We start from the raw sequence: 15,010 nt of genomic DNA on the forward strand, positions 1-15,010 counted from the left end.
TTGTTTACTCATATTGTTGGCCACCTTGCTGTAGTAATGCACTGACAAAACGTTCAATCTGTTGAAGGTTATCCTTTATCTGCACACTATCCTGCGAGGTTATTAGTTGTTCCAGGACTTCACACAATTGTTTGCCCGGATGCAGATTCAGCATGGCAAACACGCCTTTGAGCCGGTGGGCTGTCTGAGCCAGTGACACAAAATCGCCACCTTGGATTTCAGTATACAGCCTGTTCATATCCTCCGGTACTGTCTCTACGAACAGTGAAAAGTAATCGCTGCTGCGCAGTTGGCGAGCGTAAAAACCGATGTCGTCATCCGTTGCCGGACGGCTGTCGTCGGTGGACGTTTCCAACTGCTGTTCGATCAGTGTTAGCAGAGCATCCAGCATCAGCGGGCTGATGTTGTAGCTGGNGCGCAGCCGCCGTTTGCCCAGAGAAACGCATTGGGTATCTTCTCCGGTCACCAACAGCGTGTCGTCTGCGACTTTTCCTGCGTTGTCCGTAATCGTGAGGTCCGCTTCCTGATTAATCAGTCGTTCATCATAAATGACGAAGTCCGCACCCCACTGGCTGACCATGCGGCTAACTATCTGCCGTACTTCATCCGAGGTGATATCCAGTAACACCGTAATGCCATCCAGCAGCTTTTCCTCTTCCTCCTCCGGAAGCTCGACGGGGTCCATTTTCAGCGTCAGCGTATATTGCGTGCCTAAATCCGGCAGTCGGTTGATTTGCAATTGACCGCCCAGTTTGTGGCAAAGCTGCTGACATAAAAATAAGGTTAATCCGGAATTTTGGCTGAATCGATCAGAAAGCGCCGGCGCGGCGAACGGATGCTGTACATTATCGAGTTCTTCGACGGAAACATCCGTACCCGTATCGTTAATTTGTATGACGAAATGTCCCGATGACTTTCCAGGATGTTTTAGCGTCAGCGTGATTTTGCCGTAGTCCGTATTGGTAACGGTATAATCCATTAATAACGAGAGCGTTTTCTTTAATAACTCTCCGTCGCCGAGATAGGTCTGTCGAATATCCAGCTGGTAATGATTAAACAGGCTGATTCCTTTTTGCTGTATGCGAGGCAATAAGGTCAGCAGTATATCGTCGACGATCGCGAGCGGCGAAAAAGGCGCGTGCGCCACTTCCCACTCGTCTGTTTCCAGCTGAGCCTGCAGAGCGATATTTTCCATCAGGCTCAGGGCGCAGGCGGCCTCGCTAATCAGCAGTTGCAGCGACTGCTGCCGTTCGTCCTGCGTCTGCTCGTTGCGCAGCGTCAGCGCCAGCTGATGCACCGCGTTGAGCGGCTGTTTGAACTCCTGGCTCAGGTTGTGGAACAACTGCTTACGCACGGCGATGTTCTTATCAAACTCCTGCTGCGCCAGCTGTAGTTTCTTGTTGATGACGATTTCCTGCTCTTGTTCGCGTAGTAAGAACAGGCAGTAGTCCGGCACGAACAGGCTGTAGAACAGCCTCACTTCATACATCTCATTATCGACGGTCGCCTGAATCACGCCCTGATGTTCTTCCGCCAGCGTTGCAATTTTCTTCAGGCTAAGATGCGGATACAGTCGTTCCGCCAGCGCGTTCGCTACCACCACTTTATTGGCGCTGAAGTCGTAGACCAGCACGCCCACCGGTAGGTGGCCGATGATTTCGGTGTACATGTTCTGCTGCTTCTTCAGCCGATACGACAGGTCTTCCCGGGGACGGGAAAAGTGGCGTCGAAAAGCGTAAAAGCCCATCAACGCGATGAGCAGCAGCGCCAGATTGAGCAATATCATCCAGATATTGGTGCGCAGCATGTCTGTTATCAGACGGTCCAGAGGGATGCTGTACACCATTTTCAGCGGCGCGTTAGTCAATTGGGCGGACACTTCCACCATCGTGCCTTCTAGGCGGACATCGGTCGGCGTTTCGTTATCGGTGCCGGTTTCCATACTCATCGGCAGCGTTTGCTGACGCAGCATGAGATTCTCTCGCTCCATGTTGCGCGGGATGAGATCGTTGATCGACAGGTCGAAGGCAATCACGGTCGCGAGATGCCCCGGCTGGTTGAAGGTGGTGCGCAGGGTGAAATAGTAGTTGTTATAAAAGCGCAGCTTGCGCAACGGCGAGAAGCTTTCACGTTCGTCCAGCGCATTCGCCTGCTGCAGCATTTCCGCCTTGCGGGCTTCAATCAGCGCGGCGATATAGCTGCCGCGAAACTGGGAAGAGACGTCTTTCAGCGGCTGGGTGGAGATCATCGTCAGGCTGTTATCGGTGCCGTTGAGGTAGTACATCGAAAACACGTCGGTCTTCGCGCCCCACAGAATGTCCAGGTACTGCGAAATTTTGTGCATGGAGTAGAGCGTACTCTTCTCGTGCTGCCCGAAAATCAGCGTATCGGTTTTCTGACCGCGCTGCTCGACGTAAAACACGTTCGGCACCAGCGTAATGACGTTCACCGCGCCTTCGGTCGGGGGCGGGGCGTCCACGAGCAGGTTTTTATAAATCTGGTCGGTAAAAAAGCGATAAGTGTCGATCCGCTTCTGCATGCTTTCGGCGATATCGGTGAGAGCATACTTCTTCTCCGTCATCCAGCCGTTGATGTAGTTGTAGCTGAACGCCCCGAACACCAGCAGTAGCAGTAAAACAAACAGAGAGAAATAACGCATGATGATGGCGGGCATGTCAATCAATCTCCAGACGAACGGATGATGGCGCGAGAGCTGGCGCAGACTGCCAGCAACAGCATAACGATAACGCCCAGCGCCAGCGACAGGCTGCTGATCTGGGCCACAAATCCTAACAACGTCGGACCGAGCAGAGAACCGGCATAGCCCATCGTGGTGATGGATGCGAGAGCCAGATGCGGCGGCATAATCGTCTGATTACCGGCGGTAGTAAACAGGATGGGCACCACGTTGGCCGCGCCAAGACCGACTAACGCAAAGCCGCCGATGGCGGTGAAGGGATTGTCGATGGTAATCGTCATCAGCAGTCCCGCAGCGGCGCACAGGCTTCCGCCGGCGATGACGGCAAAGCGGCCAAGACGGTTGACCACCCGATCGCCATAGAGCCGCCCCAGCGTCATCGTAATGGAAAAGGCGGCGAAGCCGATACCGGCCTGACGCGCATCGATGCCGCGAAACGCGGTCAGATACAGCGCGCCCCAGTCCAGAACGGCGCCCTCAGCCAGAAACATAATGAAGCACAAAATGCCGATGAACAGCACCCATCCTCGCGGTATCGCCAGCAAAGGCCCCCCGTTGGCGCGCGACGTGGCGCGCACCATATGGCGCTGCGACCAGAACAGCAGGAGCCAGATCAGCAACGCCATCGCCACCGTCGCCAGCAAGGGAGACAGTCCCAGCCACAGCAGCAGGCTGATGCAGCCAGCGCCGACGATCCCGCCAACGCTATAAAAGCCGTGAAAGCTGGACATCAGGGCCCGTTGACAGGCGCGCTCCACCTCGACGGCTTGGACATTGATGGCGACATCCATCAATCCCAGCATCGCGCCCAGCATACCCAGCGTCAGCGCCATCAACGGAAACGTTTCAGGCAAAGTCAACATCGGCAGCAGCACGCACAGCACCGTGCCGGAGGCGAAAATGACCCGTCGGCAGCTAAACCGGGCCGTCAGAAATCCGGCCATCGGCATGGAGATCAATGAGCCGATGCCAATGCACAGCAGCAGCACGCCGAGCGTGGCGTCGTTGATATGCAGCCGGTGCTTGGTGTAAGGCACCAGCGGCGCCCAACAGGATATGGCGGTGCCGGAGATCAAAAAACCAACTCGTGTGGCGACCTGAACGGCTTTATCCGCCAGGGGAGAGTCGAGGGAAATGGGCTTGGTGCCGACGGTTGAATGCATGAGAGACAGAGACCACGTCTGGAATCAGAGATATGGGTTACTTTTACCATAACTCGGGCCTTTTATCGAAAGGGGATCTGCTTTTCCTCTCCGCTACGTCGTCTTTTTCAGGCGGTGATTACGTGCCTAAATGGGTTCAACGGCAGCCTGCCTCAGGGGGACGCCAGGGCGGGAAAAACGGGCGAGCAGGGCACAATCTTCGTCCAAAAGTCTCCCGGCGTTTTTTTTCCAGAACTGCGCCCGTATAATCCCACACTTTCAGTTAGGATACCGGGGGCGACGTGAAGCAACTTTCAGGCCTGTTGCAGCGTATGGAACGGGCGCTCGGAGCGCCGTTGCCAGATGACGCGGGCTTTCGCACTTTCACGCTGTCGGCGGAGAGAGGGGAAGGGGCGGAACTGACGGCCTGGCTGGCCGCTCAGACGTTGTATCCTCAGTTTTACTGGCAGCACCGGCGAGATCCGGAAGAGGCCGCCGCATGCGGCGCTGTATGTACCTTTGCTTCCGCCTCTGAAGCTGAAGCCTTTCTGCAACGCGAGGATCTCGACGATGACGTGCGGCTGTGGGGGTTGAACGCCTTCGGTTATCCCACGCTGGCTCAGGCGGAGCCTCTCGACGGCTACCTGTTTTTACCGCGGATCACGCTGTTGCGTCAGAGCGAACGAGTCGTGCTGCGTGTCAACCTTTTCAGCGCCGTCTCGCTGCGTCAGGATGCTGAAAACGCGTTGAAGGCACTGCGTCAGCTGGCAACGGCGCATCCGTTGCCGCCGTTAGCGGCGACCGTCAGGCTCACGGCGCACCATCCCGAAAAAACGCAATGGACCGACCTTATCGCGCAGGCGTTGGCGGAGATTAAGGCCGGTGCTTTACAAAAGGNGGTGTTGGCGAGGACGACCCGGTTGACGCTCGATCGTCCGCTGGCGGCGGCCCCCCTGATGGCGGCCAGCCGTGCGGCCAATCATGACTGCTACCACTTCATGCTGGCTTTCACGCCGGATCGCGCCTTTCTAGGCTCCAGCCCCGAGCGACTCTACCGCCGGGAGGGAAACCGTCTGGAGACCGAAGCGTTGGCCGGAACCGTCGCCAACGATCTCGACGATCGGCGTGCCGACGAGCTGGCGCAGTGGCTTATGCAGGACGTCAAGAATCAGAACGAGAACCAGCTGGTGGNGGACGATATCCGTCAGCGTTTGTCTCAGGCCGCGACGGAGTTGGAAGTCCTGCCGCTGGAAACCCTCCGTTTGCGCAAGGTGCAACATCTGCGTCGGGCGATCCGCGCGGAACTGCTTGAGGCTAAAGACCGTGCTTGCTTGCAGCTGTTACAGCCGACGGCGGCGGTGGCGGGGCTGCCTCGCGCCNCCNCCCGAGACTATTTGGCCTGCTATGAACCGTTCGACCGCGGCTGGTACGCCGGATCGGCCGGTTACCTGTCGCGTCAAATGTCCGAGTTCTGCGTTTCCCTGCGTTCGGCGGATGTCGAAGGGGAGCGCCTGACGTTATACGCCGGCGCGGGAATTGTCGCCGGTTCGGATCCACAGCAAGAGTGGCAGGAGCTGGAAACCAAGGCGGCCGGCCTCAAATCGCTGCTGGACAGCGACATGTCATAGTTTTGTTTTATGTTTGTTGTACCTGCTAAGGGTTTACATCAAAGTTGGCGATATAAAACAAAATATAATTATTGCTACAACCCGCAACCAGAGTTGTTGAGTCGACCATGTCCACGAATGTATTTAATCGCCGCTGGGCGGCAGTTCTGCTGGAAACGCTAACCCGGCATGGCGTAGGCCATGTCTGCATCGCCCCCGGCTCCCGCTCGACGCCGCTCACGCTCGCCGCGGCGGAGCACCCGGCGCTCACCTGCCATACCCACTTCGATGAACGTGGGCTTGGGCATCTGGCGTTGGGGCTGGCCAAGGCCACCAGACAGGCGGTTGCGGTGATCGTGACGTCGGGAACGGCGGCGGCGAACCTGTATCCGGCGATCATCGAAGCCGGTCTGACCGGCGAAAAACTGGTGGTGCTCACGGCCGATCGTCCGCCGGAGCTCATCGACTGCGGCGCGAATCAGGCTATCCGCCAACCCGGCATGTTTGCCTCTCATCCTACGCTTACGCTGGCGCTTCCCCGACCGACCCCGGATATTCCGGCACGCTGGCTGGTCTCCGCCGTTGATGATGTGGNGGGACGGTTGACGCATGGCGCGCTGCATATCAATTGTCCTTTCGCCGAGCCGTTGTACGGCGCGGATGACCCGGAGGCCTATCAAATCTGGCTGCAGACATTGGGAGCATGGTGGCGTGAATCATCGCCGTGGCTGCTGACGGATCAATCTGCGCCGCGCTGCGAGGCGCAGCCCGACTGGTCGGCGTGGCGTCGAAAACGCGGCGTGGTCATCGCCGGTCGCGTACCGGCCGAGAGCGGAGAGGCCATCGCCCGCTGGGCTGAACAACTGGGCTGGCCATTGCTTGGCGATGTACTCTCCCAAACTGGTCAACCGTTGCCCCATGCGGATCTGTGGCTGGCGCNCCCCGAGGCCGATCGCCTGCTGCAGGCCGAGATTGTCATCCAGTTCGGCGCCGGTTTGACCGGTAAGCGGCTCTTGCAGTGGCAGTCGGCGATTCAGCCCCAGGAGTATTGGCTGGTGGACATGTTGCCCGGCCGTCTGGACCCGGCCCATCATAGCGGGCGTCGGCTGGTCGCGCCAATCGCCGATTGGCTGGCCGCGCATCCTCCGGAGGCAGAGCCGCCCCAGCCGTGGGCGGACACCTTGCCTGAGTGTGTTGAACGTGTCGGCGCGCAGGTCGCCGCACGACTGGAAGAAGGGTTTGGCGAAGCGCAGCTGGCGCATCGCCTGCCTGCGCTGTTGCCGGAGGCGGGACAGCTTTTTCTGGGCAACAGTCTGACCATCCGTTTGGTGGATGCGTTGGCCCGGCTGCCTGCGGGCTATCCGGTGTACGCCAATCGTGGCGCCAGCGGCATCGACGGTCTGGTGTCCACGCTAGCGGGCGTGCAGCGCGCTAACGGCCGTCCTATGCTGGCGGTCATTGGCGATCTGTCCGCGCTCTATGACGTCAACGCCCTGGCGCTCCTGCGCCATCCTCCCGCGCCTCTGGTGTTGATCGTCGTCAATAACAACGGCGGCCAGATATTCTCTTTATTGCCGACGCCAGAGCAGGCGCGGGAAACATTCTACTGTATGCCGCAGCAGGTGGAATTCAGTCATGCCGCCGCGCTATTCGGCCTGCGCTATGCCCGAGCGACGAATTGGCGCGAAGTGGTCGATGCCGCATCCGACGGGTTTGAACAGCCGGCGACGACGCTGCTGGAAGTGGCGGTGTCGCCGAAAGCGGGCGCGGAGTGCCTGCAACGGCTCCTGGACGAGGTCGCCTCATGGTGATGCGTGCGCGCTGCGTCCAGCAAGGCGAGCCGGCGCTGCCGTGGCTGGTGTTACTCCACGGTTTGCTGGGCAGCGGAGAAGACTGGCTGCCCCTCCTTCCTTTTCTGAGCGATCGCCCTTTGTTGTTGGTAGACCTGCCGGGACACGGTGACGCCCGTCATCAGTCCGCCGAGGGTTTTGAAGATGTCAGCCGTCAGCTCACCGCGCTGCTGGCGGAGAAGGGCGTGAGCGACTACTGGCTGCTGGGCTATTCGCTCGGCGGTCGTATCGCCATGTTTCATGCCTGTCACGGCGAGACGCAGGGGCTGCGCGGTTTGCTGGTGGAAGGCGGCCATCCGGGGCTGGCGACGGCGGACGAGCGGGAGGCGCGACGGCGGCACGATGCCCGCTGGGCGCATCGCTTTGCGCATGAGCCGCTGGGGCAGGTCTTGACGGACTGGTATCGGCAGCCGGTCTTCGCAGACCTGACCACCGCCCAGCGGCAGGCGTTGACACAGCGGCGCAGCCATAACGACGGCGCGGCGGTGGCCAGAATGCTAACCGCGACATCGCTGGCGCGTCAGCCGAACCTGACCGCGTCGCTGCGACGGCTGTCGGTGCCGTTTGGCTATCTGTGCGGCGAGCGCGACACGAAATTTCAGACGTTGGCGCGGCAGGCTGCTCTGCCGCTGCTAAGCGTGGCCGACGGCGGCCATAATGCCCATCAGGCGAATCCGGCCGACTATGCGGCGCGGATCCGTTCATTAATTTCCCACCCCGTAAAGGAATAAACCCTATGCTGTATCCGAGTGAAGAACTGCTGTACGCCCCCACAGAATGGCACGACTGCAGCGGTGATTTTGTCGATATCCTCTACCACAAATCGGCTGACGGCATTGCCAAAATCACCATCAACCGTCCCCAGGTACGTAACGCCTTCCGCCCGCTGACGGTCAAGGAGATGCTTCAGGCGCTGGACAATGCGCGCCATGACGACGGCATCGGCGTGATCATCCTGACGGGCGCAGGCGACAAGGCTTTCTGCTCCGGCGGCGACCAAAAGGTCCGCGGCGACTACGGCGGCTATCAGGACGACAGCGGCGTTCATCACCTGAATGTACTCGACTTCCAGCGCCAGATCCGGACCTGTCCGAAACCGGTGGTCGCGATGGTGGCGGGTTACTCCATCGGCGGCGGTCACGTGCTGCATATGATGTGCGACCTGACCGTGGCGGCGGAAAATGCCATCTTCGGTCAGACCGGTCCGCGCGTCGGCTCCTTCGACGGCGGCTGGGGCGCATCCTACATGGCGCGCATCGTCGGTCAGAAAAAGGCGCGCGAAATCTGGTTCCTGTGCCGCCAATACGATGCGCAGCAGGCGCTGGACATGGGGCTGGTGAATACCGTCGTCCCGCTGGCGGATCTGGAAAAAGAGACGGTGCGCTGGTGCCGCGAAATGCTGCAGAACAGCCCGATGGCGCTGCGCTGCCTGAAAGCGGCGCTTAACGCTGACTGCGACGGTCAGGCGGGATTGCAGGAGCTGGCGGGTAACGCCACCATGCTGTTCTACATGACCGACGAAGGGCAGGAAGGACGCAATGCCTTCAATGAAAAACGTCAGCCTGACTTCAGCAAATTCCGGCGGAATCCGTAATGCGCCGGGCGAAGCTCTACCGTTACAGCGTTCCAATGGATGCTGGGGTGGTGCTGCGCAATCAGCGGCTCAAAACTCGCGACGGTCTGATCGTACAGCTGTGCGACGGCGAACGGGTGGGGTGGGGCGAGATCGCCCCGCTGCCGCAGTTCAGCGTTGAAACGCTGGGCGACGCGGAGACCGCCGTCCGTGAGTCATTGCGGCGCTGGCTGAACGGTGACGCGCTGGAGGAAACCGGCGTGCCGTCGGTCGACTTCGGCCTGAGCTTCGCCGACGCGGAGCTCTCTGGATCGCTGCCACAGGACGCCGACTACCGCAAAGCGCCGCTGTGCAGCGGCGATCCGGATGAGCTGTTCGCGATGTTGCAAGGGCTGCCGAATCCGGTGGCGAAAGTGAAGGTCGGGCTGTACGAAGCCGTGCGGGACGGCATGATCGTCAACCTGCTGCTGGATGCCCTGCCGCAGCTCTCCCTGCGTCTGGACGCCAACCGCAGCTGGACGCGGGCCAAAGCCGACGGCTTTGCGCGCTATGTCGATCCGGCCGTGCGATCCCGCATCGCCTTTTTGGAAGAACCGTGCAAAACCCGCGAGGAGTCTCGGGCGTTCGCGCGCGACACCGGCATCGCTATCGCCTGGGACGAGAGCGTGCGTGAGCCGGACTTCCGCGTGGAAGCTGAGCCGGGCGTGAGCGCCATCGTCATCAAACCTACGCTCGTCGGCAGCCTGAATCGCTGTCGACAACTAGTCGCAGAGACGCATCGGGCGGGTCTGACGGCCGTCATCAGCTCCAGTATCGAATCTAGTCTTGGCCTGACGCAGCTGGCGCGACTGGCGCATTGGCTAACGCCAGACGCGATCCCCGGCTTGGATACGCTGGATCTGATGCAGGCGCAGGTATTACGAGCGTGGCCGGACAGCCCCTTGCCGTTGCTCAACGCCGAACAGTTGGACGCGCTATGGCGTTCGTGAACGACTGGCCGTGGCGATACTGGGCGCGACAGCAGCCGCACGCGACGGCGTTCATCCGCGACGATGAAGGCTGGAGCTGGCGCAAGCTGGCCGATGACGTCGACACGCGCGCCAGCGCGTTCATTCGTCAGGGCGTCACGGAGGGGAGCGGCGTGGCGCTGCGCGGGCGCAATAGCGGCGAGATGCTGCTGAGCTATCTTGCATTGCTACAGNGCGGCGCGCGTTTGCTGCCGCTCAATCCGCAGTTGCCCGAGACACAGACGGATGTGCTGTTGCCATCGCTGGATATTCGCTTTGGCCTGTGCTTCAGCGATGCCCGTTGGCCCGGCGAAATCGTCTCGCTCTCCGCCGGGGATGACGATGCCGCGGATACCGTACCGCGCACTCCGTGGGATCGGGAGCGACTGGCGACGATGACGCTGACTTCCGGCTCCAGCGGCCTGCCAAAAGCGGCGGTGCATACCTTCGCCGCGCATCTGGCGAGCGCGGAGGGCGTACGCGGACTCATGCCCTACGCGCAGGGTGACAGCTGGCTACTCTCGTTACCGCTGTTTCATGTCTCCGGGCAGGGCATCGTCTGGCGCTGGCTGGCGGCGGGCGCGACGCTGGTGGTGCGCCCGAGCCATACGCTGGATGTCGCGCTGCGGGGCTGTACACATGCCTCGCTGGTGCCAACGCAGCTGTGGCGGCTGCTATCGCACGGGGACGTGCCGACCTCGCTGACCTCTGTGCTGCTGGGCGGCGCGATGATCCCGCTGACGTTGACGCAGCAGGCCGAAGCGATCGGCATTCGCTGCTGGTGCGGCTACGGACTGACGGAGTTAGCCTCGACCGTGTGCGCCAAGCGCGCGGACGGACGCCCCGGCGTCGGTATGCCGCTCGCCGGACGGCATATCAAAGCCGTGGATGAGGAAATCTGGCTGCGCGGCAATAGCCTGGCGGCCGGTTACTGGCGCGACGGCGCGCTGTACCCGTTGACCGACGATCAGGGCTGGTTTCATACCCGCGATCGCGGCTGCTGGGACGGCAGCGAGTGGCGCATTATGGGGCGGTTGGATAATCAGTTTTTCAGCGGTGGCGAAGGCGTGCAGCCGGAAGATGTGGAAGCGGTTTTACTGCAGCATCCGGCGGTCGAATTTGCCTGTGTCGTGCCGGTGGATGACGTGGAGTTCGGGCAGCGCCCGGTTGTGGTGGTGGAAATGGCGGGGGAGTGCGATCTGACGACGCTTCGCGATTGGCTCGCTCCGCAGCTGGCGGGATATCAGCGTCCCGTGGCGTTCTATCATCTGCCCGGGACGCTGAAAAACGGCGGGATAAAAATTTCCCGTCAGCAGGTTGCCGCCTGGGTGCGGCGGCAGCGCGGCTGACTCCTCTGCGGGCGGTGAGTCCGGACAAAAGACTCGCCGTCCGCAAGTGGGAAATTAACGGCCCAGCGCTTTGGCGACGCCCGCGCCGTAGGCCGGATCGACCAGATTGAACAGCGCGATCTGGCGGTCCTGAATAAACTCAGGCACCTGAGACAGCTCGCCGGCGATTCGCTGGAACATCCGCTGATGCTCTTCTTCGCTCAACAGCTGGAACAGCGCGCGCGGCTGGCTGAAGTAATCGTCGTCTTCGCGGTGGTTCCAGTGGTCGGCGGCGCCTTCCAGCGACAGTGGCGGCTCGCTGAAATCAGGCTGTTCCTGGAAGACGTTGAAGCTGTTCGGCTCATACGTTGCGCCGTTTCCGCTGTTGCCGTCTACGCGCATGGCGCCGTCACGGTGATAGCTATGGAACGGGCAGCGCGGTTTGTTGACCGGGATCTGATGGTGGTTAACGCCCAAACGGTAACGCTCGGCATCGCCATAAGAGAACAGACGGCCCTGCAGCATTCTGTCCGGTGAGAAGCTGACGCCAGGGACGACGTTCGCCGGGCTGAAAGCGGACTGTTCTACTTCGGCAAAGTAGTTTTCCGGGTTGCGGTTGAGTTCGAAATAACCGACATCGATCAGCGGATAGTCGCCGTGCGGCCAGACTTTGGTCAGGTCGAACGGGTTGTACGGCACCTGAGAGGCTTCCGCTTCCGGCATGATCTGCACCTGCAGGTTCCAGCGCGGGAAGTCGCCGCGGTCGATGGCGTCGAACAGATCGCGCTGAGAACTTTCACGGTCTTTACCGATCAGCTGTTCCGCTTCGTCGTCCATCAGGTTTTCGATGCCCTGCTGGCAACGGAAGTGGAACTTCACCCAGAAACGCTCGTTATCGGCGTTAATAAAGCTGTAAGTGTGGCTACCAAAACCGTGGATGTGGCGATAGGATTTCGGCAGTCCGCGGTCGCTGAAGTCGATGGTTAACTGATGCAGCGCTTCCGGCAACTGGGAGAAGAAGTCCCATTTGTAGACCGGGTTACGCAGGTTGGTGCGCGGATCGCGTTTCACTACGTGGTTCAGGTCCGGGAATTTCAGCGGGTCGCGCAGATAGAAGACCGGCGTGTTGTTGCCGACCAGATCCCAGTTCCCTTCTTCGGTGTAGAATTTCATAGCGAAACCACGAATATCGCGCTCGGCGTCGGCGCCGCCGCGCTCACCGGCTACGGTGGAGAAGCGCAGGAACATATCGGTCTGCTTACCGACTTCGGAGAAGATTTTAGCGCGGGTGTAGCGGGTGATATCGTGGGTAACGGTGAAAGTACCGTAAGCGCCGGAGCCTTTGGCGTGCATACGTCGCTCAGGGATCACTTCACGGTCAAAATGAGCCAGCTTTTCCAGGAACCAGACGTCCTGCAGCAGCATTGGGCCTCGGGGGCCCGCGGTCATGACGTTGTTATTGCTGACGACCGGCGCGCCGGAGGCGGTGGTCAGCTTTTGTTTTTCATTGCTCATGTTTACTTCCTTACGGTTTGACTCGACTGAAGATAACTATCAGTCAGAGCCGGTAAATAGGCAAATCGGCGGCGCTTATCATTGATATCGCCAGCACTGAAAAATGCGAATTTGTCGCATTTCGTCGGATGAAACCCGGATTTTTAGCCCTATTCTGGCTCCCACCGCCGCAAACATGACGTAGAATCATTCCGTTTTTACAACGTCTATATTGACTGCGAGCCCGACAACGGGCAGGGGTTGATATAACTACACTGCGATTTAAGGACGATAACGATGAAAAAATTGATGACTGCGTGCCTGGGCAGCCTTTTGCTGGCCTCGGCGGGCGCTCAAGCTGTCGGCATTTCGGCGGAAGCGGGAAATGACTATGTCGGCGGCGGCGCCAGCATTGGCTTGCCATTCCCGGGGTTGTCCGCCAACGCGGGTTGGGGTCACGATAATGACAATAATAATGACGCCTACACTCTGGGGGTCGATTATGGCTTTAGCCTCGGCCGCGCCGCCGTCAAAGCGGGCGTCAAAGGCGTTTATCTGCAGCCCGATCACGGCGACGACGGCTATGGGCTTGCCGTGGGCGGTGGCGTACAGTTCCCGCTGACGTCCTCTTTCTCGCTGTTCGGGGAAGGCTACTATTCACCGGATGCGTTCACCAGCCATCTGGATCGTTACGTTGAAGCGAAAGGCGGCGTGCGTTGGCAGCCGCTGCGTCCGCTCTCCGTGGACGTAGGCTACCGCTACATCACGATGGGCTCGTCCAACGACGATCGCAGAATTGCCGACGGTTTCTATTTGGGCGCAGGGCTAAGCTTCTAACGCCTGCCACAGGGCGCGGTTTTCCGCGCCTTCGTCTCTGGATCTTCAATCCCACGTTTACCCGCAGCGTCATTCCTTTATTATCTAGGTATCATAAATTGTGATGACTTCGTGCCGACAGGCGCTGTATCGCTCATCGCCCACGGGTGACCCCCCCTTAACGACCGAGCGGCTGACAAGGTGCGCTAAGAGCAATCAGACGATGGCTCGACGATTCACGAATGGAGAATGTAAACATGCTTAGGGTTGAGATGCTTTGCACCGGTGATGAGGTGCTGCACGGCCAGATTGTTGACACCAATGCGGCCTGGCTGGCGGATTATCTGTTTCAGCAAGGCGCGCCGATGGCCAGCCGTATGACGGTTGGCGATGAGCTTGACGCGCTGGTAACGGCACTGATCGAGCGCAGTCACGTCGCGGACATCCTGATCGTTAACGGCGGACTGGGGCCGACCAGCGACGATTTAAGTTCACTCGCTGCGGCGACGGCGGCGGGCGTGCCGCTGGTGGAGCATGCGGAGTGGCTGGCGAAGATGACGGCCTATTTCGCCGATCGCGGGCGTCCCATGTCGGCGCTGAACCGGAAGCAGGCGCTGATCCCGGACGGCGCGGAGATCCTCGACAACCCGGTTGGCACCGCCTGTGGCTTCGCGCTGAAGCTGAACCGTTGCATGCTGTTTTTCACCCCCGGCGTGCCGTCTGAATTCAAGGTGATGGTCGAGCAGCAGATTATGCCGCGTTTACGTCAGCGTTTTACGCTTGGCGAAGCGCCGCTCTGTCTGCGTCTGACGACCTTCGGTCGTGGAGAAAGCGATCTGGCGAGCGCGCTGGCGCCGCTTACCCTGCCGCCGGGCGTGGTGCTGGGATACCGCTGTGCCGTGCCCATCGTCGAGATCAAACTGACCGGCCCCGCATCGCAGCAGGACGCCATGCATGCGTTATGGCGACAGGTGAAGGCGATCGTCGCCGACAGTACGGTGTTTGAAGGGACCGCGGGTCTGCCTGCGCAACTGGCGCAGGCGCTGTCTGAACGCCAACTGCGGTTGGCGATCGCCGAAGCGTTCACCGCCGGGCTGGTTCACTGGCAACTGCGCGGCGCCGATGCGCCGTTGGCCGGGGGCGATCTGTTGACGGCGAAATCCAGTGCCCTGACGACGGTGGCGCAACAGGCGCGCGAACTGGCGCAGCGATGCTCGGCGCAGGTGGCTCTGGTGGTTGGCGGATTGAGCGAGGGTAGGTTGTCTCTGGCGTTGCATACACCTTCGCAAACGCTGGCTCAGACTCTCCAGTTCAATGCGGCGCGCTACGCGTTGTCAACGCAACAGGAAATCGTCGCTATGGCGGCGTTGAATATGCTGCGGCGTTGGTTGAGCGGGGTCTCGCCTTACGGCGGAAACGGCTGGATTGAAACGGTCGAAACCTGCTAGCGGGACAGAACGACGACGGGCCGGGGCGGCCCGTCGGAAAGCGCGGT

Annotated in this window: 11 protein-coding genes; 8 read left to right on the forward strand and 3 right to left on the reverse strand. The window is 60.3% G+C overall.

All coding sequences use genetic code 11. The annotated features are described in order from the left end of the window. Nucleotides 1-4 precede the first annotated feature (4 nt). Complete coding sequence (gene rcsD, locus SB13_RS02735; RefSeq protein ID WP_026738878.1) at nt 5-2,674, reverse strand: phosphotransferase RcsD; 2,670 nt, start codon at nt 2,672-2,674, stop codon at nt 5-7. 5 nt (nt 2,675-2,679) lie between these two features. Beyond that, on the reverse strand, nt 2,680-3,861 hold the full coding sequence (locus tag SB13_RS02740) for an MFS transporter (protein WP_036150023.1): 1,182 nt from the start codon (nt 3,859-3,861) through the stop codon (nt 2,680-2,682). 281 nt (nt 3,862-4,142) lie between these two features. On the opposite strand from SB13_RS02740, the gene menF reads away from it, so the two are divergent. The 6 genes from menF to menE all read left to right on the forward strand — a co-directional run bounded on the left by menF (nt 4,143) and on the right by menE (nt 11,226). Beyond that, nucleotides 4,143-5,468 (forward strand): isochorismate synthase MenF, encoded by a 1,326-nt coding sequence (gene menF / locus SB13_RS02745; protein WP_026738880.1) that lies wholly within the window; start codon nt 4,143-4,145, stop codon nt 5,466-5,468. A gap of 107 nt (nt 5,469-5,575) precedes the next feature. Then, a complete protein-coding gene (gene menD, locus SB13_RS02750; protein ID WP_026738881.1) occupies nt 5,576-7,258 on the forward strand; it encodes a 2-succinyl-5-enolpyruvyl-6-hydroxy-3-cyclohexene-1-carboxylic-acid synthase in 1,683 nt (560 codons plus the stop codon). Continuing rightward, nucleotides 7,258-8,028, forward strand: coding sequence for a 2-succinyl-6-hydroxy-2,4-cyclohexadiene-1-carboxylate synthase (gene menH / locus SB13_RS02755; protein WP_026738882.1), 771 nt, complete (start codon nt 7,258-7,260; stop codon nt 8,026-8,028). Before menD ends, menH begins: the two co-directional genes overlap by 1 nt. 5 nt (nt 8,029-8,033) lie before the next feature. Then, entirely contained in the window at nt 8,034-8,891 is an 858-nt protein-coding gene (menB, locus tag SB13_RS02760; protein WP_026738883.1) for a 1,4-dihydroxy-2-naphthoyl-CoA synthase, read from the forward strand. Further along, nucleotides 8,891-9,859 carry an o-succinylbenzoate synthase gene (menC, locus tag SB13_RS02765; RefSeq protein WP_026738884.1) on the forward strand — a complete coding sequence of 323 codons (969 nt, stop codon included), beginning with the start codon at nt 8,891-8,893 and terminating at the stop codon, nt 9,857-9,859. The genes menB and menC overlap by 1 nt, the downstream gene beginning before the upstream one ends. After that, the gene (menE, locus tag SB13_RS02770; RefSeq protein WP_026738885.1) at nt 9,847-11,226 is read left to right on the forward strand and encodes an o-succinylbenzoate--CoA ligase; all 1,380 of its coding nucleotides are present in this window, start codon (nt 9,847-9,849) and stop codon (nt 11,224-11,226) included. The genes menC and menE overlap by 13 nt, the downstream gene beginning before the upstream one ends. Before the next feature lie 54 nt (nt 11,227-11,280). Here menE and katA read toward each other — a convergent pair whose 3' ends face one another. Next, entirely contained in the window at nt 11,281-12,720 is a 1,440-nt protein-coding gene (gene katA / locus SB13_RS02775) for a catalase KatA (protein WP_026738886.1), read from the reverse strand. A gap of 276 nt (nt 12,721-12,996) precedes the next feature. On the opposite strand from katA, the gene SB13_RS02780 reads away from it, so the two are divergent. Both SB13_RS02780 and SB13_RS02785 read left to right on the forward strand, forming a co-directional pair. Beyond that, nucleotides 12,997-13,536, forward strand: a complete 540-nt coding sequence (locus tag SB13_RS02780) for a YfaZ family outer membrane protein (RefSeq protein WP_026738887.1) — start codon at nt 12,997-12,999, stop codon at nt 13,534-13,536. A 236-nt stretch (nt 13,537-13,772) separates the two neighbouring features. Then, nucleotides 13,773-14,963: a nicotinamide mononucleotide deamidase-related protein YfaY gene (locus tag SB13_RS02785; RefSeq protein ID WP_026738888.1), complete on the forward strand. Its 1,191-nt coding sequence runs from the start codon at nt 13,773-13,775 to the stop codon at nt 14,961-14,963. Nucleotides 14,964-15,010: the final 47 nt, after the last annotated feature.

It is taken from the genome of Lonsdalea quercina subsp. quercina (genome assembly GCF_000688695.1).
Taxonomy (GTDB): domain Bacteria; phylum Pseudomonadota; class Gammaproteobacteria; order Enterobacterales; family Enterobacteriaceae; genus Lonsdalea; species Lonsdalea quercina_D.

Bases quoted from the DNA above. Each gene is read 5' to 3' on its own strand.
- menC (WP_026738884.1), top strand. From the start codon at position 8,891: ATGCGCCGGGCGAAGCTCTACCGTTACAGCGTTCCAATGGATGCTGGG.
- menB (WP_026738883.1), top strand. From the start codon at position 8,034: ATGCTGTATCCGAGTGAAGAACTGCTGTACGCCCCCACAGAATGGCAC.
- SB13_RS02740 (WP_036150023.1), bottom strand. From the start codon at position 3,861: ATGCATTCAACCGTCGGCACCAAGCCCATTTCCCTCGACTCTCCCCTG.
- SB13_RS02780 (WP_026738887.1), top strand. From the start codon at position 12,997: ATGAAAAAATTGATGACTGCGTGCCTGGGCAGCCTTTTGCTGGCCTCG.
- katA (WP_026738886.1), bottom strand. From the start codon at position 12,720: ATGAGCAATGAAAAACAAAAGCTGACCACCGCCTCCGGCGCGCCGGTC.
- SB13_RS02785 (WP_026738888.1), top strand. From the start codon at position 13,773: ATGCTTAGGGTTGAGATGCTTTGCACCGGTGATGAGGTGCTGCACGGC.
- menH (WP_026738882.1), top strand. From the start codon at position 7,258: ATGCGTGCGCGCTGCGTCCAGCAAGGCGAGCCGGCGCTGCCGTGGCTG.